This window comes from Prosthecobacter sp. GW821-HT29F12 (genome assembly GCF_058803405.1).
The window spans coordinates 1,456,869-1,477,885 of the sequence record NZ_CM179517.1; the positions used below are offsets into that span (position 1 = coordinate 1,456,869).

The following is a 21,017-nucleotide window of genomic DNA, read 5'->3' on the forward strand; positions in this document are numbered from 1 at the left end:
CTCTTCATCTTGCTAGTCTAAAACGGTCATCATCGAGCACGTTTCCGGTAGCGGTTTCAAGGACGGATTCAGTCGATGGGCAGCCCTTCAAATCTTATGTCCGAACAGTCCTCTGAGCAGAACACTGCTTTCAATACCGGTGTGGCCGAAAACCAGGCCTACGGTGCCGATCAAATTCAAAAACTCGAAGGTCTCGAAGCCGTCCGGCTTCGACCCGGAATGTACATCGGAGATCCCGATGAGCGCGGTCTGCACCACTGCGTGTTTGAAGTGGTGGACAACTCCATCGACGAGCATCTCGCCGGTCATTGTAAAAACGTCTGGATCACCATCCACACGGACGGCTCCATCACCATTCAGGACGATGGCCGTGGCATCCCGGTGGAAATGCACAAGGTGGCGAAGATTCCCACGGTCGAGCTCGTGCTCACCAGCCTTCATGCCGGCGGTAAATTTGGCGACGGCGCCTATGAGTTCTCCGGCGGTCTGCACGGCGTGGGCGCCAAGTGTACGAACGCGCTGTCCGACTGGTTCAAGTGCGAGGTCTTCCGCGACGGCAAGATCCACGCCATCGGTTTTGAGCGTGGCAAAACCACGGAGCCTTTGACGGTTCTGGGCGATCTCGATGATCCCAAGACCACAGGAACCAAGATTTCCTTCTTCCCGGACGCCTCGATCTTCACCGTCACCACGACGTACAACTTTGACCGTCTGCTGGTTCGTCTGCGCGAGCTTGCCTTCCTCAATCCCGGCATCCACATCACACTCACTGACGAGCGCACGGAGCCGCAGCGTCAGGATATCCTTTTTTATCAGGAAGGTGTGAAGCAGTTCGTGCGCGAGATGGGTGCGGACAAGGACAAGATTCACCCTGAACCCGTCGCGCTCGCAGGTCGCCGTGAAGTGCCCATCGATGACAAGAAGAAGTTCATCCTCGTCGATTGCGTGCTGCAATGGAACAAGGGGCTCAATGAGCAGACGCTTTGCTTTGCCAATGCCATTCCGAACCCGGACGGCGGCACGCACTACAGCGGCCTCAAGACGGCTCTGACCAAGGCGGTGAAGCAATACATCAACGCCAACCCGAAGAGCTTCAAAGAAAAGCTGCCCGACATCGAAGGCGATGACTGCCGCGAAGGCATGATCTGCGTGCTGAGCGTCAAGCTCACCAATCCGCGCTTCAATTCGCAGACGAAGGTGAAGCTGGTGAACGGCGAAGTCGAAGGCGTGGTGAACTCCATCGTCTATGAAGGCCTGCTGCGCTTCTTTGATGAGAATCCCGACACGGCCATCGAGATCATCAAGAACATCATCATCGCGGCGAAATCCCGCGAAGCTGCGCGCAAGGCCCGTGAAGCGATCCGCAAGGACGCCATGAGCAGCGGCGGTCTGCCCGGCAAGCTGGCCGACTGCTCAGAACGCGATCCCGCGAAGACCGAGCTGTTCATTGTCGAAGGTGACTCCGCCGGCGGCTCCGCGAAGATGGGCCGCAACCGCCACAATCAGGCGATCCTCCCGCTGCGTGGTAAACTCATCAACACGGAGAAAGCCCGCCTGGAGAAGGTGCTTCAAAACAAGGAAGTCCAGACCATGATCACCGCCATCGGCACCGGGATCGGTGGTGATAGCGAAGTGGAAGGCTCTTTCAACATCGACAAACTCCGCTACCACAAGATCGTCATCATGACCGATGCTGACGTCGATGGCAGCCACATCCGCACCCTGCTGCTGACCTTCTTCTTCCGCCAGATGCCTGAGCTCGTGAAGCGCGGCCACATCTACGTCGCCCAGCCGCCGCTGTATCAGGTGACACGTAAAAAGCGCGAAGAGTATGTGCAGAGCGACGCCGAAATGGACGCCATCTTGCTCGAACTCGGTTCTGGTGAAATCAGCCTCCGCAACATCGCCGACGGCAGCAAGCTGGCCGCCGACCGCCTCAAGGCGATCCTCGATCTGCTCGTGCCCGTGGCCAAGTTTGCCGACATCATCCGCCGCCATGGCGCTGACTTTGAGCACTACCTCCAGGCGCGCGATGAAGCTACTGGCAACCTGCCGCATCACCTCGTGGTGATTCGTGAGGGCAACGAGGTCAAGATTCATTACTTCCACAGCAATGAGCAGATTGCCGCCTTCTCCCGTGACAACAGTGACCTGCATCTCTTTGGCAACCCGGCAGCAGTCGAGGCCAATGGCAACGGAGCCGTCGCACTGCCAAAGTCACACCGTCGCGCCCGTCTCATTGAGATCCACGAAGCCCACGGCATGAAGAAGCGCTTCCAGCAGCTTGATGAACTCGGCCTGCACGTGGATCACTTCAGCAGCCAGGACAAGCCGCTCTTTGAAGTCATCGAAGGCGATGGCGACAACGCCAAGGTGCACCCCGTCTTCAGCATCCCCGGAATCCTCGACAAAGTCATGGAGATCGGCAAGCGCGGCATGGAGATCAAACGATTCAAAGGTCTGGGTGAAATGAACGCCAAGCAGCTCTTCGAGACCACCATGGACCCGAACAAGCGCACGCTGCTCCAGATCAAGCTCGACGAAACCAACGCCCACGAAGCCGAACGCATGTTCACCATTCTGATGGGCGACGTGGTCGAGCCGCGGAAACACTTCATTGAAGAGAACGCCCTCAACGTTCGCAACCTCGACGTGTAGGAGCGAGTCAGAGAGCAAGCAGTTGTCAGGAATCGCCAAGAAGCTGGAATGGGCACGGTCGATCTACATGAACTTAAAGTCTATCAACTCGCGATGCGGGTTGGGGAGGACGTATGGTCTGTGACTGCCGGCTGGGATTTGTTCGCGAAGCAGACGGTCGGATTGCAGTGGATGCGCGCTGCCGATTCCATCGCTGCCTACATTTCCGAAGGCGCCGGACGCAGCTCCGCCCAGGAGATTGTCCAATTTTGCCACTATGCTCTGGGGGCTCTCCGCCAGACGCAAACGTGGCTGGAAAAGGCTGCGGCTCGAAGGCTCGTGATCGATTCCGTGGCCAGAGAACTCTCGCTGAAACTCGACACCCTGCGTCGTCAGCTCGACAACTACATCGCGACTTTCGAGCCCACTCACTCCAACTCCGCTCGCGACTCCTCCCAAGACAGCTCCATCCACCTTCTGCCCCTGGAGGAGTTCTTCCACCCACGCACTTCCGCCTGGCACAATTGACCTTTTGACGGCGCCCCGTCGCCAGCCCTGACCTTTCCCATCTCATGCAAGACCCCAACATTCGCCCCATCTCTGTCGCTGAAGAAGTGAAGAACTCCTTCCTCGACTACTCGATGTCCGTCATCATCGCCCGTGCGCTGCCGGATGTCCGTGATGGTCTGAAGCCCTCCCAGCGCCGCATCCTTTATGCGATGCATGAGCTGTCGCTCTATCCGCCAAAGAAGCACATGAAGTGTGCGAAGATCTGCGGTGACACTTCTGGTAACTACCATCCGCACGGTGAGGCCGTTATTTACCCGACGCTCGTTCACATGGGGCAGCCCTGGGCCATTCGTGAGCCGTTGATCGATCCACAGGGGAACTTCGGTTCCGTGGAAGGCGACCCTCCGGCAGCTATGCGTTATACGGAAGCCCGCATGACGCACCTGGGCGGCACCTTGATGTCGGACATGGAGAAGGAGACCGTCGATTTCGTCCCGAACTACGATGAACGTCTCACCGAGCCCACCGTGTTCCCGGCGGCGTTTCCCAACCTCATCGTCAATGGCGGCACAGGCATCGCCGTGGGCATGGCCACCAACATGCCTCCGCACAATCTCGGCGAGGTCGTCGATGCGGTGTGCGCGCAGATCGACAATCCAGCGATCACCTGCACGGAGCTGCAGGCTCACATCAAAGGCCCGGACTTCCCGACGGGCTGCGTCATCCTCGGCACCAACGGCATCCGCGAATACATGGAAACGGGCCATGGCAGCGTGCGCACCCGTGGACAGGCGGAGATCGTCGAAAACGGCAATCGCGAGCAGATCATCATCACCGAGATTCCGTTCAACGTGAACCGTGCTGAGCTGGTGAAACGCATCGCGGAACTGGCCAATGAAAAGGTCATCACCGAAATCAGCGGCGTGCGTGATGAGTCGGACGAAAACACCCGCGTCGTCATCGATCTCAAACGCGATGCTCGTGGCCAAATTGTTCTGAACAATCTGTACAAGCACACGGCGCTGGAGTCGAGCTTCTCGATCCACATGCTGGCCATCGACGGTGGCAAGCCGCGTGTCTTGAGCATGAAGGACGCGATCGCATGCTACATCGAGCATCGCCGTGAGGTCATCATCCGCCGCACGCGCTTCCTGCTGAAGCAGGCCGAGTTCAAGGCTGAAAAGCTGGAGGCCCAGCTCCTCGCGCTCGGCCACCTAGATGACTTCATCAAGATCATCCGCGACAGCAAGAACCGCGACGAAGCCCGCGAACGCCTCAAAGCTTACAACTTCTCCATCAGCACTGCCGAGCAGCTCGGCATCATGATTCGTGCCCAGGCGAGCATCGTGGGGGACAAGTACATCTTCACCGACAAGCAGGTCGAAGACATTCTGGAACTCCGCCTCTATCAGCTCGTCGGACTTGAGCGTGACAAGATCAAAGCGGACTACGATGACGTGCTCGTCAGCATCCGCGATTTCATGGACATTCTGGCCCGTGAGTCCCGCGTGCTCCAGATCATCAAGGACGAGCTGCAGGCCATCCGCCTGAAGCACGCCACCCCGCGCCTCACACGCATCGAAGCCGCCGAGGGCGAGATCGAAAACATCGACCTGATCCCGAACGACCCGACCGTCGTCACCATGACGCACATGGGCAGCATCAAGCGCACCGCCACCGCCGAATACCGCGTGCAGGGTCGTGGCGGCAAGGGCCTCAAAGGCATGGAAACCCGCGATGCGCAGGGCGAGGACGAAGCCACCGACTTCGTGGAGCATCTATTCAGCGCGCATCTACACGACTTCCTGCTCTTCTTCACCAACACCGGACGCATGTATGTGGAGCGTGTGTACCAGATCCCAGAAGCCTCGCGCACCGGCAAGGGCCGTAGCATTAAGAACATGCTCAATCTGCGCGCCGAAGAGAAGATCGCCAGCGTGCTGATCCTCAAGGCACAGGGTGCCGAAGACGAAGCCATGTGGGCGGCGGACAAGTATGTCCTCTTCGCCACAAAGGACGGCACCGTGAAGAAGACCGCCCTCGAAGAATTCAAGAACTACCGCAAAGACGGCATTATCGCCATCAAGCTGGATGAAGGCAACGACCTCGTCGATGTCGTGCTCACTGATGGCAACAAGGAGGTCTGCCTTGTCACTCATGAAGGCATGTGCGCCCGCTTCCATGAGACGGGCGATGATCCAACATCACCGAACCTGCGTCCGATCGGTCGCGCCACCGCCGGTGTGCGTGGCATCACGCTGGACGATGGCGACTTCATCGTCAGTTGCATCACCAACGAGCCGGATACCATGGTGCTCGTCGTGTCTGAGAACGGGCTCGGCAAGCGCACCGCCTTCAATGAGTACCGCCTCCTCGCCAATCGCGGCGGCAAAGGCGTGACCACCATGAATGTCACGGAGAAAACCGGCAAGGTCGTCGCTGCCATGGCGGTGCATGACAAAGACGAGCTCATGCTCATGACCACCAAGGGCCAGAGCGTGCGCATCCGCGTTTGTGACATCCGCGAGACCGGCCGCAATGCCCAGGGCGTCAAGCTCATGGGTCTCAAGGAAGGCGAAACCATCCAGGACGTGGCCACCGTGGTTGCGGAAGAGGCTGAGGTCGTGGTGGAAGCTGCTCCTGCTGAACCCACTCAGGAAACGCCAGCGGAAGACACGCCTGCGGTGGAATAAGCCGACCCCACAAATCCAAAGAGGCGCAGGCAACTGCGCCTCTTTTTTTGAATCATGTTTGACCGCGGAAATAGACGTAGAAAGAGGGGCGGGGGATCGTTTGGATGCAGAATGATTCGCCTGACCGTTTTCTTCCTGCTGTTCGTCTGCGCCACGCTTCACGCTGCGTCTGCAAAACCCAATTTTGTCATCATCCTCGCGGATGACCTCGGCTACTCGGATCTTGGCTGCTACGGAAGTGAGATAGCGACACCGAATCTCGACAAGCTGGCCGCAGGCGGGCTGCGGTTCACGCAGTTCTACAACACCGCACGGTGCTGGCCCACACGCAGTGTGCTCATGACGGGGCACTATGCACAGCAGATAGGGATGGATCCTCAGTATGGCAAATTCCCGGCCTGGGTGCGCACACTGCCCCAGCGTCTCGCGCCATTGGGGTATCGGAGTTATCACTCGGGCAAGTGGCATGTGGGCAACACTCCGCGAGTGGTGGCGGATGCGGGCTTTGACCATTCCTACCATGTGGCGAAGCAGGACAATCATTTCCATCCGCAAAGGCATGAGCTGGATGACAAGCCGCTGCCAGAGCCGGAAGGGCCGTGGTATTCAAGCATTGCGATCGCGGATCATGCGATCGATTTCCTCAAAGAGCACGCACAGCAGCATGCGGGCACGCCGTTCTTCAGCTACGTGGCCTTCACGGCGCCGCACTTTCCGATTCAGGCTCTGCCGGAGGACATTGCGAAATACAAAGACACCTACACACAAGGCTGGCCGAAGACACGGGCGGCGCGCTTTGAACGGCAGAAACAGTTGGGGCTTGTCTCAACCACCCTGTCTGATCCTGAACCGCAAATCACCGCGCCAAGCGGCAAGGAGAGCGATCTGGAAATCCTCGGCCCCGGTGAGACGCGCCACGCCGTGCCCTGGGAGAGTCTGACCTCTGAGCAGATGCAGTTTCAGGCCACCAAAGAGGCCATCCATGCGGCAATGATCGACCGACTGGATCAGGAAGTGGGACGTGTGCTGGCCCAGTTGAAAGCCATGAACGCCTACGAGGACACGCTCATCCTGTTTCTCTCTGACAATGGCGCGAGCGCGGAGATCATGGTGCGCGGACTCGGACATGACAAAGCCGCACCCATGGGGGCGGCCGCATCCTATCTCTGCCTCGGGCCCGGAGGGTCTACGGTGTCAAATACACCCTTCCGCCGCCACAAGATCTGGGTGCATGAAGGTGGTATCAGCACGCCGTTCATCGCCCACTGGCCGCAGCGAATCAGCGCGAAGGGCGAGCTGTGCCACACACCGGGACATGTCATCGACATCGTGCCCACGATCCTCACGCTCGCCGGTGGTGATATCTCCGCCATGCCGGAGAATGCGCCACCGTTTCCGGGACGCAGTCTGGTGCCCGCCTTTGCGAAAGACGAGACAATCAGCCGCGATTTCCTTTTCTGGCACCACTCCGGCAATCGTGCCCTGCGTGAAGGAGACTGGAAAATCGTCAGTGCCGCTGACAACGGAGATGGGTGGGAGCTTTACGAGCTAACCACAGATCGCGCAGAGTCCAACAACCTTGCTTCAAAGGATCCACAACGTGTGAAGGCAATGGCTGAACGCTGGGAGAAACTGGAGAAGGAATACGTCGCCCAAGCAGGACCAAAACCGAAAGGCAAGGCCAAGAAGGGGAAGGGCGGGCAGGATTAGCAAGCCAACAACCGCTATTCTTTTAGGGGAACATTTTGCTCCACTTTGCCTGTGCGCGGATCGGGTTCCAGATGGTGAACTGGGATCGCCTTGGATCTGACATTGGCGCAGCCTCCTTCAACTAGGCATCTGCGAATGGAAGCTTCCAGTCGAGATTGGATTTCGTTCTTATCAGAACCTGGCTGGACGACAAAGAGGCACTCAATGGCGTCTGCGCTGGATTGACGAAACTGATAGGAGGTCACTTCGGGCTGATGCTCCAGAACGGTGAGAAATTTGGTCCCGACAAAAATCAATTTTTCAGGGGCCTTGAAAGTGTAAGTCATCGCGCTGCGCCCGCTCAGTTCCTGAATGACTTTGAAGGGCCAGCCTGCAGGTGGTGCCCCCAAACGAACTCGGTCATCAAGGCGGTAACGCAGCAGTGGCAAAGCCGTATTGAACAGCGGGGTGACCAGAGCATGATCTGAAAGTACTCCTGGCGGAGACTCCTGCTCGTTTTGATCCACCGCTTCAAAGACGGCAAGGTCTTCAAAAACGACCAAGGATTCCATGCCTGCCCACTGGCGGGCGATGCCAAGAGACTCGCCACACCCATAGCCATCGAGCGGCTCAATGCCCCAGGCCTTTTTGCACAATGAACGAATGCCAGGCGTCAGGCAGTCGCCTCCGGTGGAAATGGCACCGCCAGGAATGGGCAGTTCCAGTTTGAGAGTGCCATCAAGCTTGGCTTGTGCGAGGCGCCCTATCAGGGATGCATACCCGATGAGGATGGTGGGCTTCATCTCGTGCAGCCGATCAATGATCTCCTGCCATGGCGCGGTGACACTGATGGGTTGATAGTCACAGAACAAAGAACCAATCCATGGACGTGTTTGCAGCAGGGCTGCGGAAACGGATGGGGCCGCCGAGCAGATGAACGAGGCTGCTACAGGTCGCTTCCGGAACAGCGACGGCTTCGGTGTCGCAGACTTGGCTGCCGTGGGCGCACTGCGGATGGCATGGGCCGAGTGATTCCAGTCCACTGAGGTGATCTCATGCGGGATGGCCAGGGCAGCGCCGGAGGTGCCCGAGGTCATGCTCACCATCCAGCGGCCATTCAAAAGCTTGCCCCAGTTGTGCGGATCCTTGAGATATCGCTCAAGCGCCTCCCGGTGAAGTTGTGGGTCTGGAACGATCTCATCCCAGTTCTTGATCAAGCTGGCTTTGGTGAGCACGGGAATGTCAGAGAAGGCGCAGCGGTCAAGATCCAGACCCGCCAGCTGACGGCGGTAAAACGGACTGGAGGCAAAGGCCCGGTGGGCCAGCGCGCGCCAGCGTCGTTCCTGAAGCTGCATCAGCTCAACGCGGCTCAGGCTTTGAGCATGACGGATGGACTTGGAGGCACGGTAAAGATTGAGCAGCCTTTTCATGGTTGTGAGATGCCGCAGCGATCACATCCCGCGATGGCTGAAGCACGCTGTTCGGTACGCCTCTGTCAGCTGAATTGATGCGTGATTATCCTTCGGACAATTTTCTTCAACTCCTCCCCCAAATTGACTGCGGCTTCACCCAGCCGGGATGGGGTTGAAATACGATTTCAATAGGATCCTCAGCTTAATCCAATGGTCAGAGAAATTGAATTTAATGCCTATCGGAATACGATTGAATCATTCCGGCGGGCCTCCTATGGCGCGTCCATCACCCATGTGTTGGATGAGTTTGATGAGCAGGCTCATCATTTTGCTCTGTTTGACAGAAAGGACAACGTCCTGGGGGTCACACGAGTGCTGCGCAGTGATGAGGTCCGGCAGTTTGAAATGATGCATGAATCGCAGCTCAAGGATGTGGTGCTGCCTCCTGCAAAACTGAGCCTGGAACTTTCACGCGCTTGTACCGTGAAGGGGAGCGCGGGCGTCCATCTTCTGAAGCTGTGCATGGGCATCAATGATTACGCGGTGAAAAACAAGGCCGAGTATCTGATCACGAAGACTGGCAAGCATCTGCTGCCCCTCTACCAGCATTTTGGTTTCACCACGTTTGGTCCGCCCTTCGTCTCGGATTTCTTCGAGGATAAGCGTCCGATTTATCCCATTATGTACCGCTGGACCGTCGTGCGGAAAGAAGAGCCGGAGGAAGATGTGCTGGTGTGGTGACCACGCCAGAGAAGCTTGAGGCAAGATTCATTGCAGTGTCTTTCGCGCACCCGAGGAGCGCGCTTGCCAAGTGCGTCGTGAAGGATTAGGCGCGGCAGGCCCGGCTTTTGACAAAACACTCTCCGAAAGAGCGGTCGAAGGCAGGCGGACTCATCATGCCAGACATTTCTCACTTCATGCCGCCGATCTTGCAGCCCTGCGCCTCGTGTTGCGGAGCGGGAACAGGCTTCCCAGCGAGAACGGCATCGAGCGCATCCCTCAGATCTTTGGTGGTGGCGGTGCGCTGACGCTTGGTGGGGCCGAGGTAGAGGTCGTTGATGCGGCCTTTGTAAAGCGTCTCGCTCTTGGGTGAGAGCACGACAGCCTCCGGCGTGATCCTGGCTTGCACCTGCTTTGCGAGCGCCTGTTCCTTGTCGAGCAGCACGGTGGCCTTCACCTCGGAGAGGATGGCATGCTCCATCGCCACTTCATTCGTGATCTCCGGATCGGAGTGCACGAGGTAAACCACGACGCGGTCGCTATAATCGGCCGTGATCTGGTTGATCTCCTTCATGAACGACTTGGTGGTCGAGCAGAACGGCGAGACGAAGAAGAGCACGACGGCTTTCTTGTCACCCACCGCGGCAGGATCGTAGCTCTTGCCGTCGGTGGCCGGCAGTTCGAGTGCGGAAGCGATGCTGGTGAGAAGCAGCATCGCGCAAAGCAGGAGCTTCATGGTCTTATTGCAGTTGAGCCACCGCCGCATCCAGCGAGGCAGCATCCTTGATGCTGATGACCTTCACGGATTTGTCGATCTTGCCCATGAGTCCGGCGAGGGTGGCGTCGGGGCCGAGTTCGATGAAGGTGGTGTGACCTGCGGCGATGAGGTGCTGCATGCTCTCCACCCAGCGGACGCTGCCGGTGACCTGGCTGGTTAGCGTGGAGCGGATTTCTTCGGGCGTGGAAACGGGACGTGCTTCGAAGTTGCACACCACCGGAACCTTCGGGCTTTGGATGGAGGCCGTAGCGAGAGCTACCGCGAGTTTGTCCTGAGCAGACTTCATCAGGCGGCTGTGATAAGCACCGGCGACGGGCAGGGGAATGGCGCGCTTGATGCCCTTGTCCTTGGATTTGGCCGCGGCATCGGCAATGCCTTCAGCGCCGCCGCTAAGCACGATCTGGCCGGGTGCATTGAGATTGGCGACATCCACATCGCACTCCTTGGCGAGTTCGCGGATGGCGGACTCCTCACCACCGATCAATGCCAGCATGGCACCCTTGGTGTTTTCGCAGGCTTCTTCCATGAAGCTGCCACGTTGGAAGACGAGGTTGAGTCCTGTGGCAAAGTCGAAGGTGCCGGCGGCGGCGTGCGCGGTGAATTCACCGAGGGAGAGTCCTGCGGTGGCGGTGATGTTGAGGGCGGGCACTTTGCTCTTAAGCACTTCGAGGATGGCCAGGCCGTGGGCGTAAAGTGCAGGCTGGCAGCGGGATGTCTTCGTCAGTTCCTCCATCGGGCCTTCAAACATGATGTTGGAAAGCGAGTAGCCAAGGGTGGCATCGGCCTGGTCAAAGAGAGCACGGACGGTGGGATAGATTTCGGCAAGATCTTTGCCCATGCCGACTTTTTGGGCGCCTTGACCGGCGAAGAGGAGGACTGCGTTCATTCGGGGATGCTGGATACGGGAGACTGGTTGTTAAATGAGGGGAGGGGATCACTGAGCACGGTCAGTGGGGCCGGTCAAGAGGTCGCGAATGGCCAGGCTCTGGGCGATGACCGTTTCCGTCAGGAGTTCGAGGCCGCGCTGCATGGCTTCGGCCAGGGGCATTTCTTTGGGTTTGATGGCGCAGAGCAGGTCGAAGCGGGCGCGGAGCTGATCTTCGGCCTCGATGGCTCCAGCAAAGGCGGCCACAGGTTTGCCGAGTTCGCGGGCCATGTCGGCGACGCCCATGGGGCCTTTGCCGTGGAGCGTCTGGGCATCCAGGCGGCCTTCACCGGTGATGACGAGGTCGGCGGCGGCGATACGCTGGCGAAGATGAACAAGATCGGCGATCAAATCGAAGCCGCTGGTGAGTCTGGCTCCGCAGAAAGTCATGAGGCCAAAGCCGAGGCCACCGGCAGCACCTGCACCGGGAATATCTCGGTGATCGACCCTGAGATCTCGTTTCGCGATATCCGCGAGGTGCCGCAGTCGATTCTCAAAGAACTCGAAATCCGCCACGCCCTTCTGCTTTCCATAAACCCGCGTGCAGCCATGGGGGCCGAGCAGGGGGTTGTTCACGTCACAGGCGACCAGGATTTCGGGAAACTCACCTTCTGGCGGTTCGATCCTGGCCAGGCGATCCATGTTGGCGATGATGGGCTCCAGCGGTGCACCGGAAGCATCCAGAAAGCGAAACCCCAGCGCCGCCGCCATGCCGATCCCGGCGTCATTCGTGGCACTGCCGCCGATGCCAATGACGATGCGCTGCACGCCGCGTTCCATGGCATCCTGCAGCATCAATCCTGTACCGTGCGTACTGGCTATGGCAGGATTCAGCGGAAGGTCACTGACCATGGCGAGGCCGGACGCAGCGCTCATTTCCATGATGGCTTCCAGCTGGTTTGCGGCGGGGATGAGACCATAGCGGGCGGTGACCGGCCGGTTTTGGGCGTCAAAAGTCGCGGTCTCACACCACTCGCCATTCAGTGCGGTCACCACCGCCTCAGCGGTGCCTTCCCCCCCGTCGGCTATCGGGCAGAGGTCGCAGACAGCCTCTGGCAAAGTCTGGTTCAGGGCCGAGGCGATGGCCTGAGCAGCCTCGGCGGCCGGGATGGAGCCTTTGAACTTGTCGATGGCGATGAGAATGCGCATGAGCCTCGTATGATGCCAAGCCCCGGCAGGCTGCCAAGCGATCAAGAAGAGAATGGCGCTGCATCTTCAAGCCGTCTCAGCGGTGCATGGTACGTGGGGAGGTTGCTCTGAATCCGCCACGCAGCAGGGCTCCTTGACCCGCTGACTTGTTGTGGTTGAGTCCATTCGGTCGCACCGTGCCTCTTGTCAGGGAATTGTAAAAAACCTTGAATTGGCCTTGATTTAACAACGTAATTATTATTAATTTTATAGTAATTATGTCAATCGCCGCCTTGGCAGAAATCAGCTCACCTCTGATCGCATCCAGCACAGACCGCCCCGTAAGGAAAGGTTTAGAAAAAATTGTGCCTCCACCCAACCGTTTCGAGAAGGAACAGATGGAGCTTAATCTGCGCAATGCGAGAATGGGGGCCTGGTTTGTGATGGTTCTTGTTCCCTTATGCAGCTTCCTCGACTGGATGGCCTATCCTGCTGATTACTGGCAGTTTCTGGTCCTGCGTCTGGCCTGTGCGGCCAGTTGCGTGCCTTTGCTGCTCGCGTTGAATGGATCACTCGGGCGGAAATACTGCCGTGCGTATCCGATCATCCTGCCACTGCTGCCGGCTTTGATGATCTGCTTCATGATCTACCTCAGCGGTGATCCCGGCTCCGGCTATTACGCGGGTCTCACGCTGTGCATCGTGGCCACGTCATTTGTCTTCCATTGGACGTTCCGTGAGATTGGCATCACGCTGGGCCTCGTCGTGCTGGCTTACTTTGCCGCCACCCTGCCCAATCTCAATTTCAGCGATTCTCATGCCCTGGGGATTTTCGTGAACAACACCGGCTTCATTCTGTTGAACTGTGTGGTCCTCTATTTCGGCAGCCGCCAGCATCACGCGATCCGTCTGCGGGAATTCGCCAACCGCTGCAAGGTGGAGGATCAGCGCGAAGAGCTGGCCGCACGCAATGAGGAACTCACCGCCACGCTGAAGCGCCTGCGCGAAACGGAAGCCCAGCTGGATCAGAGTGAAAAGCTGGCCTCCATCGGACGGCTCAGCGCCGGGATCGTGCATGAGATCAACAACCCGCTGAACTACGTGAAGTCAGCAATCTATCTGCTGAAGAAAAAGGGCAGGGCGCTGCCGCCTGATATTGCCGAGACCTTCACCAGCATTGCCGAAGACATCGGTGAAGGCATTGACCGCGTGGCTGCCATCGTGTCGGATCTGCGCACCTTTGCGCATCCGGAAAACCGTGGTTCCAGACCGGTGAATCTGCAGGAGACTTCGCGCAAGGCACTTCGCCTGCTGGCCAAGGAGATCGGTGACCGCGGAGTGACGCTGGTGGATGAGATTCCGGCGGACGTCATAGCGCAGGGAGACGAGAACTACCTCATCCAGATTTTGCTCAATCTGGTGCAAAACAGCCTGGATGCCCTGGCAGGCCGCCCCTCGCCCACCATCTGGCTCAAAGCCTGCGAGACCGCGAACGGTGTGGATTTCATCGTTCGGGACAACGGCCCGGGCATTCCAAAGGAAAACCTCTCGAAGATCTTTGATCCCTTCTTCACCACCAAGCAGGTGGGGCAGGGCATGGGCCTGGGCCTGAGCATCTGCTTCCGCATGATCCAGCAGATGGAAGGCGAAATAAAAATCGACACTGCGGTGGGCAGCCACACGCAGTTCACCTTGAGCCTGAAAAAACCTGCGACTACCTGATACTGATGCCGAGCCCGCTGCTATCGCCATATCACATTCTCTACGTCGATGACGAGGAGAAGGCGTTGCATTACTTCAAGGAGATCTTTGGGGATGAGTACACGATCCACGTCGCCAACAACGCGATGGACGGCTACCGCATCCTGCAAAATTACGGTCCGCAGATCGGTCTGCTGCTCACAGATCAGCGCATGCCGGGGCCCAGCGGCATTGAATTGATGGAGCATGCACGCAAGCTCAATCCCAACCTGGTGCGCATCCTCGTCACGGCCTACACGGACTATCAGGCGGCGGTGGACGCGGTGAACTCCGGGCGCTGCTTCCGCTATTTGCACAAGCCCTGGGATCCGGATGAGCTGAGTGTGGTGATCAAGCACGGACTGGACTATTACCATGCGCTCGTCGAGCGCGAGCGCCTGCTGGTGGAAAAGGCGGAGTCCGTGCGCAACATGCTCTCCGCAGACAAGGTGTCCGGCCTCGGCATCCTCGCGGAAGGTCTCAACCATCACCTGCGCAATGCGCTCACGGTCGTGCGCGCATTCATTGACCTGGCTCCGATGAAACTGATGGAGGAGATTGGCGGTGCCCACCCGCGTGATCCCTCATTCTGGATCGATGTGCAGAATCAGGCGCAATCACAGCTCGAACGCATTCAGTCCATGCTGGCTCGTCTGGCCGAGGCCTCTCACTCCAAACGCCTGGAGCGCACGGATCAATGCCATCTCAGCAATGTCATCAACGAGATGCTCGACTTGTTTGCCGTGCAGATGAAGGAAAAGAACCTGAAAATCGAAGTCTCAATCGATCCAAGTCTCCCTCCGGTCCTGGTTCATGGTGCGCGCTTCCGCCAGATGTGGCGTTTGATTTTCATGGAGGAGCTCACGCACCTCAGCCCCGGCGACAGCATACACATCAGCGCGAAAGTTCGTCAGGATGCGAGAGGTCAGTCGCATCTGGTCATGTATGTGCGTGACACCGGTGTCTGGGAAGGCGGGGACAAGCCGGTGAATCTGTTTGATCCCTTCTACACCCGCAGCCGCAAGCCGGATGATTTTGGCGTGAACATGATGGCCTGCTACGTCACCATGCATCTGCATGGCGGCACCGCCGAGGCCCGCCATCTGGAACCGCGTGGCCTGGAGCTCGAATTCAGCCTGCCCGTCCAAACCAACTTGGAACCCAAGAAGGAAGAAGATTTCTTCCGCACCCTGCTCAATCACGAGCAGCGCTGGAAAATGCGTGACGAGATGGTTGCTGCGTAAGGCGGCAAAGAGCGGCACTTACCAAGTCCCGCTCCCTGCTAAACCAGCGAACTCGTGCTCACCCCAGCTTCCAACCCTCACGCGGCACACGGCTGAGGAAGCGATTCGCCGCCTCATTGTTCGTGATGCGCATGGCTTTGGAATCCCAGAGGATCTTGCCACCCGCGCGGTGCGCCACGTTGCCGAGGTGATTGGCTTCCGTCAGCGGACCGGCGTAGCTGAAGGGGCTGCCGGTCGGCGTGCCGTTGCGGATGGCCGCGAGGAATTCCGCATGTTGCCCGGGTGAGTCGGCGATGAAAGGCTTCGGCGCCTGGAAGTCTTTAAACGTGGCTTCGGGGAGCAGGACGTGCTTGCCGTAGTCGGAGAGCAGCATGCCTTTGTCGCCGATGAAGAGCACCCCGTTGCTCCACTTGCTGATGAAGGGATCGTTCTTCCACACGTCGGGTTTGTCCGCGCCCTGATGCCAGTGGATCTTGCACGCGGGCATGTCGCCACGCGGGCCGTACTCATACACGGCGTGCATCGAAGCCGGGGCGATTTCGGGATGCGGCGGAGGGCCAAAGGCTTCGACGCTCAGCGGGGCATCGAGTTTTAGCGCCCAGAAGGGGAGGTCGTTCCAATGGCTGCCGAGATCGGACATGGTGCCATTGCCAAAGTCCCACCAGCGGTACCACTTGGGCCCGGGGAAATAAACACTGTTGTAAGGACGCATTGGCGCTGGGCCGATCCACAGGTCCCAATCCAGATACGGTGGCGGTGTTTCGGCCACCGTGGGCCGCTCGGTGACGTGGACGATGTCGCCGTTCTTCTGCGCGTCTTCCGCACTTTGCAGACCCCAGGCGCGCGAGACGCACACGTGGGCCTCGGTCACTTTGCCGATAGCACCGCTCTGAATCAATTCGACCACGCGGCGGTAGTTTGGCATGCCGTGAATCTGCGTGCCCATCTGCGTGACGACTCCAGCTTTGGCCGCAGCCTCGGCAATGAAACGTGCTTCCGCGACGTTGTGGGACAGCGGCTTCTCACAGTACACCGCCTTCTTCATCAGCAGTGCAGGCAGCGTGGCGTAGGCATGCGTGTGCTCGGTGGTGCTGATGATGACGGCGTCGATCTCGTCGGGTCTGATAGTGGTGTACAGTCTTCGGAAGTCGCTGAACTTCTGTGCTCGCGGAAACGCCACGCCAGCTCGATCAAGGTTCTCGCCATTCACATCGCAGATGGCGACGACGTTTTCACGAGGCTCGACGACTGGCGGTGGCGGAGGCGCGACCGCACCGGGCTTGGCATCCTTGCCACGCGGCGGCGTGTAGAGCGCGACGCCGGTGAGTTCCTTGATGTTGGACGCGCCGCGCCCGCCCACACCAATGAAGACGAGGTTCAGCTGCTCGTTCGGCGAACGTGAGCTGACAATGGCAGGAAATCCCAGGGCCGCAGCGGCGGAGGCGCTGCGGGTGAGGAACTGACGGCGGGACGAGACAGGTTGGCTGGCACTCATGGTTGTCTACTTACAACGCACGGTCACCGGCGGAGTTTCCGAGGAAACGTCAAGAAGCACAAAGTGCCCGCACTTCTCCAAATCACTGCGCTTTCTTCTTCCCCGCTCCGGGCTTCCTTGGCTCATTGATCGGCTTGTCGGGATCGTACTTCAGATTGTGTTCGGGAATCTGGGCACCGGTGTCTTTGAGCCATGCCATGAGTTTGTCGCGCAGCTGCAGGGCGCGCACGGAGTCAAACGGGGCGCGGTTGTCCACTTCACCTGCGTCGAGTTTCAGGTTGTAGAGTTCAACGTGGCTGTCCTCATGGAAGTAGATGAGCTTCCAGTCACCTTCGCGGATCGCGCTGTAAGGCGTGGCGCTGCCTGGATGGTAATGCGGGTAGTGCCAGTAGATGGCCTCGCGGGCGAGGGTGTCCGTGGCGCCGAGCAGCGGCAGCAGGGACTCGCCATCAACAACCTGATCCTTCGCGAGCGCAGTCTGCGTGGCGGCGAGCAAGGTGGGAACGTGGTCGTAGGTGATCACGGGCACGTCGCAGGTGCTGCCGGGTTTCACCAGTCCGGGCCAGGAGACAATGAGTGGGATGTGCACGCCGCCCTCATACGCGCTGCCTTTGCCAAGACGAGCGGGACTGTTGTCCGTGGGGCCGCGTGACCAGCCGTTGGCGTTGACGGTTCCGCTGAGGCCGCCGTTGTCGCTGGTGAAGATGAAGATCGTGTTTTCGGTCAGCTTCAGTTCATTCAGTTTGGCTCGCAGCTTGCCCACGCTGTCGTCGATGCTCTCGACCAGCGCGGCATACACAGGGTTGCTGTGGCCGCCGGCGGCTTTCTTGGCCTGATACTTCGCGATGACTTCCGGCTTGCCCATGATGGGTGTGTGGACGCCGTAATGCGGGAGATAGATGAAGAAAGGTTTCTCCTTGTTCTTGTCGATGAATTTCACGGCCTCATCGGTGAGGCGGTCGCTCAGGAATTCATCCTTGGGTCCATCCGGCAGCGTGGCGATCCTGTAAGGCGAGAAGTAACTGGGCGGTGACCCGATGTGCATGCCGCCGATGTTCACATCAAAGCCGTGCTTGGTCGGATAAAACTCCTCCTCGCCGAGGTGCCATTTGCCGATGCTTGCCGTGGCGTAGCCCTTCGTCTTGAGGCGCTCTGCGATGGTCTCCTCCTCCAAGGGCAGTTTCATCGTCCAATTGGGAATGAGCAGACGTCCATTGCTTGGCACATGGCCGGCGATCCAGTCGGTGATGTGCAAGCGAGCAGGCGATTTGCCCGTCAGCATGGCCGCACGTGTGGGCGAGCACACGGTGCAGGCCGAATACGCCTGGGTGAAGCGCATGCCGTCCTTCGCAAGCTGGTCAATGTGCGGCGTCTCGTAATACTTGGAACCGTAGCATCCCAGATCCGTCCAGCCCATGTCATCAATGAGCATGACGATGATGTTCGGTGGCGGTCCTGCTGGCAGCGTGGGCACCACAGGCACTTTCACTGGCGGCGGCTGAATGGGAGGCAGGGGAGCAGGCGGGGGCGTTTCTGCGGCAGCGGGTGAACCGGGTGTGGCGGTGGCGGCTGGCGAGGGAGTCGGTACTGCTGGAGGCGTTGGGGGCGCTGGTGTGGCCGGAACCGAATTAGCACTAGGTGCAGCCGGGGTTTCAGGCACCGCGGGCGTTGGATTGACCGAGGGAGTTTGGGCGGTCAGAAGACCTGCCATGCAAAGGAAGGGAGCGAAAAAGCGGTGCATGAAATAACGGGCTGAGGAATGAATTGAGACGCTGTCTCATCTCCTGCTCCCTGACAAGAACTTATGTGAAACGGGAACTGATTTCCGGGCGAAGATTAAGGGGATGGCATTTTGATCAAATGGAGCGGATGGCCTGTTGACCGATTCACCCCACGCAGTGCATTTCAGCAGCGTATAATAGCTCGAATTCTGGCTCATCGCACTTCGACAATTCTCTGATCTGAAGAAAATGCGGCTTCGATGGAAGGCCAGATTTGCTCAAGCTTGGAAAGCAAATGCTGGGTCCGGCAATTGCCAAGTCGTAGCCAGAGAAGTTGTCCCTGTTCTCCCGGACGTGTCGCCAAGATAAAAAAATCTTCGTCCTTGGAAACAACAATTCGATTTTCCGAGAGAGCCTCAGCCCAGATCTTGCGATCATCAGTCTGTCCTTGGCCACGATCCAAAACATGTACGGCATCATATCCTCTGGCACTCAGCCAGCGGGCGAGGGCTGCGGGCAGCTGATTGTCCACCAGAAATTTCACGCGGCGATGGCCAGAATCGTGTGATCTGTCTGTCGTGCCGCATAGGTGAGCGCAGCTTTAATGTCGTCGGCTTCTAAAAAGTCGTAGTCCTGCAGAATTTCCTCGTGACTGGCACCTGCGGCGATCAGTTCGAGAATGTCACTGACACGAATGCGATAGCCACGGATACAAGGACGACCGCCACATTTTCCGCTTTCGATGGTGATGCGATCCAGCAGGTTCATAAGGGAAAGATTGCTCATGCAGCCAAAAGAGTCAAGACGACGAAGTCTTGACTCCACAAAGAGCACCATGACCCGTTCGTGTCACCGGATCTTCGCATCCGGCAGCGCACTCTTCACGCCTTCGTCGATGGGCATCTTGTCAGTCTTGGAGTCGAGGCCGGTGGCGAGCATCAGTTTGGCGAGTTCGGCCTGCAACTCCTCGATCTTGCCGACCATTTCCGGTTTGCCGATGAGGTTCTTGGTTTCACCGGGATCATTTTTAAGATCATACAGCTCGGCCATGTGCTTGTCGGCCGTGCCGTCGCCATGTGGGTAGTGAATGAACTTCCAGTCGTCGGTGCGAACGGCGCGAACATTGGGGGTGTAGGGGAACTGCTTCTCGTAGTTGTAGTGGTAGAACCAGCTCTTGCGCCAGTCGGGATCGCCGCTTTGTACCAGCTTCACGAACGATTTGCCGTGGATGTTTTCCATGGGCGGTGCACCGCAAAGTGCAAGCAGGCTGGGCGCCACATCAACGGTGAGCACCTGCTGTGGGATGACTTTGGCCTCTTTCGTGAGCTGAGGGCTGCGCACGATGAGCGGGATGCGCAGGCTGGCCTCATGCGCGGTGCGTTTGTCCACCATGCCGTCTTCACCTTCAAGCAGGCCGTTGTCACCCATGAAGACGATGATGGTGTTGTCGAGCTGCTTGGTCTCTTCCAGCCAGTCGCGCACGCGTGCCACGCTGTCGTCCACGCTCAAGACGGTGCCCCAGTAGCCATGCACCATGTTTTCGAAATCTTTGACGGCGGCGGGGCTGTCATCGGGGAATTTTTTCCGCCACTCAAACAGCGGGCCGTAGATGCCATGCCAGGTGTAGAGGCGCTGCTTGATCCACTCGGGCTTGTCATCCAGCATGAAGGCCGTGGCCGGGTAGGGGACGCGCACGTCATCAAAGCTGTGCTCATACTTCGGCTCTGGTGTGTAGAAGCTGTGCGGGGCCTTGTGGCCGATGCACGCGCACCAGGGTTTGTTTGCACTCTGCTGCTTCAGCCAGTCCATGGCGAGGTCCGTGACGACGTTGGTGTAGTAGCCTTTGATGACTTCACGCTTGCCGTTGAGGTTCCACTCGGTGTCGTAGTATTTGCCCTGGCCTTTGTGCGTCACAAACGTGTCGTAACCCGGACGCGGATCATCATTCTCCTCGCCCATGTGGTATTTGCCAAAGTAGGCGGTGGCGTAGCCCGCATCATGCAGCACGGAGGGAAAACTGCGCAGTGTGGCGGGGTATTCGGTGAAGTTGTTCGTCACGCCATGGGCATGCGCATACAGCCCGCTGAGAATGGACCCACGGCTCGGCGAGCACAGCGAGGTGGTGCAAAACGTGTTGGCAAACCGCACGCCCTCCTGCGCGAGCCGGTCGATGTTCGGCGTCTTCACATGCTTGGAGCCATAGCAGCTTAGGGCATCCGGGCGCAGGTCATCGCAGAGGATGAACAGCACATTCGGCTGTGCTGCGAAGGATGATTGCAGCAGGGCAAAAGATGTAAACAGCAGGGCGAGGATTCGGATCATGGTC

At 58.6% G+C, this 21,017-nt stretch carries 16 protein-coding genes; 7 read left to right on the forward strand and 9 right to left on the reverse strand.

All coding sequences use genetic code 11. The features are described 5' to 3' along the window. Positions 1-96 precede the first annotated feature (96 nt). The 4 genes from AC3RLQ_RS06200 (at position 97) to AC3RLQ_RS06215 (ending at position 7,550) form a co-directional block, all read left to right on the forward strand. Positions 97-2,658 carry a DNA gyrase subunit B gene (locus AC3RLQ_RS06200; RefSeq protein WP_493035336.1) on the forward strand — a complete coding sequence of 854 codons (2,562 nt, stop codon included), beginning with the start codon at positions 97-99 and terminating at the stop codon, positions 2,656-2,658. Positions 2,659-2,706: 48 nt separating this feature from the next. Beyond that, a complete protein-coding gene (locus AC3RLQ_RS06205; RefSeq protein ID WP_493035338.1) occupies positions 2,707-3,165 on the forward strand; it encodes a four helix bundle protein in 459 nt (152 codons plus the stop codon). A gap of 44 nt (positions 3,166-3,209) precedes the next feature. After that, positions 3,210-5,840 (forward strand): DNA gyrase subunit A, encoded by a 2,631-nt coding sequence (gene gyrA / locus AC3RLQ_RS06210; RefSeq protein WP_493035340.1) that lies wholly within the window; start codon positions 3,210-3,212, stop codon positions 5,838-5,840. A 111-nt stretch (positions 5,841-5,951) separates the two neighbouring features. Next, positions 5,952-7,550 (forward strand): arylsulfatase, encoded by a 1,599-nt coding sequence (locus AC3RLQ_RS06215; protein WP_493035342.1) that lies wholly within the window; start codon positions 5,952-5,954, stop codon positions 7,548-7,550. A gap of 14 nt (positions 7,551-7,564) precedes the next feature. Here AC3RLQ_RS06215 and AC3RLQ_RS06220 read toward each other — a convergent pair whose 3' ends face one another. Next, positions 7,565-8,959 carry a phenylacetate--CoA ligase family protein gene (locus tag AC3RLQ_RS06220; RefSeq protein ID WP_493035344.1) on the reverse strand — a complete coding sequence of 465 codons (1,395 nt, stop codon included), beginning with the start codon at positions 8,957-8,959 and terminating at the stop codon, positions 7,565-7,567. Positions 8,960-9,151: 192 nt separating this feature from the next. Here AC3RLQ_RS06220 and AC3RLQ_RS06225 point away from each other — a divergent pair, with 192 nt between their 5' ends. Next, a complete protein-coding gene (locus tag AC3RLQ_RS06225) occupies positions 9,152-9,682 on the forward strand; it encodes a GNAT family N-acyltransferase (RefSeq protein WP_493035346.1) in 531 nt (176 codons plus the stop codon). Between the two features lie 169 nt (positions 9,683-9,851). On the opposite strand, the gene AC3RLQ_RS06230 is transcribed toward AC3RLQ_RS06225, so the two are convergent. The 3 genes from AC3RLQ_RS06230 to AC3RLQ_RS06240 are packed head-to-tail and all read right to left on the reverse strand — an operon-like array spanning position 9,852 to position 12,513. Next, positions 9,852-10,397, reverse strand: coding sequence for a redoxin family protein (locus AC3RLQ_RS06230; RefSeq protein ID WP_493035348.1), 546 nt, complete (start codon positions 10,395-10,397; stop codon positions 9,852-9,854). A 4-nt stretch (positions 10,398-10,401) separates the two neighbouring features. Next, the gene (gene fabD / locus AC3RLQ_RS06235) at positions 10,402-11,325 is read right to left on the reverse strand and encodes an ACP S-malonyltransferase (protein WP_493035350.1); all 924 of its coding nucleotides are present in this window, start codon (positions 11,323-11,325) and stop codon (positions 10,402-10,404) included. 48 nt (positions 11,326-11,373) lie between these two features. Continuing rightward, positions 11,374-12,513 carry a glycerate kinase gene (locus tag AC3RLQ_RS06240; protein WP_493035352.1) on the reverse strand — a complete coding sequence of 380 codons (1,140 nt, stop codon included), beginning with the start codon at positions 12,511-12,513 and terminating at the stop codon, positions 11,374-11,376. Positions 12,514-12,857: 344 nt separating this feature from the next. Here AC3RLQ_RS06240 and AC3RLQ_RS06245 point away from each other — a divergent pair, with 344 nt between their 5' ends. Next, the gene (locus AC3RLQ_RS06245) at positions 12,858-14,213 is read left to right on the forward strand and encodes a sensor histidine kinase (protein ID WP_493035354.1); all 1,356 of its coding nucleotides are present in this window, start codon (positions 12,858-12,860) and stop codon (positions 14,211-14,213) included. Positions 14,214-14,218: 5 nt separating this feature from the next. Further along, positions 14,219-15,475, forward strand: coding sequence for a hybrid sensor histidine kinase/response regulator (locus AC3RLQ_RS06250; RefSeq protein WP_493035356.1), 1,257 nt, complete (start codon positions 14,219-14,221; stop codon positions 15,473-15,475). Between the two features lie 58 nt (positions 15,476-15,533). On the opposite strand, the gene AC3RLQ_RS06255 is transcribed toward AC3RLQ_RS06250, so the two are convergent. From AC3RLQ_RS06255 to AC3RLQ_RS06275, 5 genes are all read right to left on the reverse strand, one after another. After that, the gene (locus AC3RLQ_RS06255; protein ID WP_493035358.1) at positions 15,534-16,970 is read right to left on the reverse strand and encodes a Gfo/Idh/MocA family protein; all 1,437 of its coding nucleotides are present in this window, start codon (positions 16,968-16,970) and stop codon (positions 15,534-15,536) included. An 82-nt stretch (positions 16,971-17,052) separates the two neighbouring features. Then, a complete protein-coding gene (locus AC3RLQ_RS06260) occupies positions 17,053-18,711 on the reverse strand; it encodes a sulfatase (RefSeq protein WP_493035360.1) in 1,659 nt (552 codons plus the stop codon). A gap of 194 nt (positions 18,712-18,905) precedes the next feature. Beyond that, on the reverse strand, positions 18,906-19,235 hold the full coding sequence (locus AC3RLQ_RS06265) for a DUF5615 family PIN-like protein (protein ID WP_493035362.1): 330 nt from the start codon (positions 19,233-19,235) through the stop codon (positions 18,906-18,908). Then, positions 19,232-19,477 carry a DUF433 domain-containing protein gene (locus tag AC3RLQ_RS06270; RefSeq protein WP_493035364.1) on the reverse strand — a complete coding sequence of 82 codons (246 nt, stop codon included), beginning with the start codon at positions 19,475-19,477 and terminating at the stop codon, positions 19,232-19,234. The genes AC3RLQ_RS06265 and AC3RLQ_RS06270 overlap by 4 nt, the downstream gene beginning before the upstream one ends. 63 nt (positions 19,478-19,540) lie before the next feature. Next, the gene (locus tag AC3RLQ_RS06275; RefSeq protein ID WP_493035366.1) at positions 19,541-21,013 is read right to left on the reverse strand and encodes a sulfatase family protein; all 1,473 of its coding nucleotides are present in this window, start codon (positions 21,011-21,013) and stop codon (positions 19,541-19,543) included. Positions 21,014-21,017 lie beyond the last annotated feature (4 nt).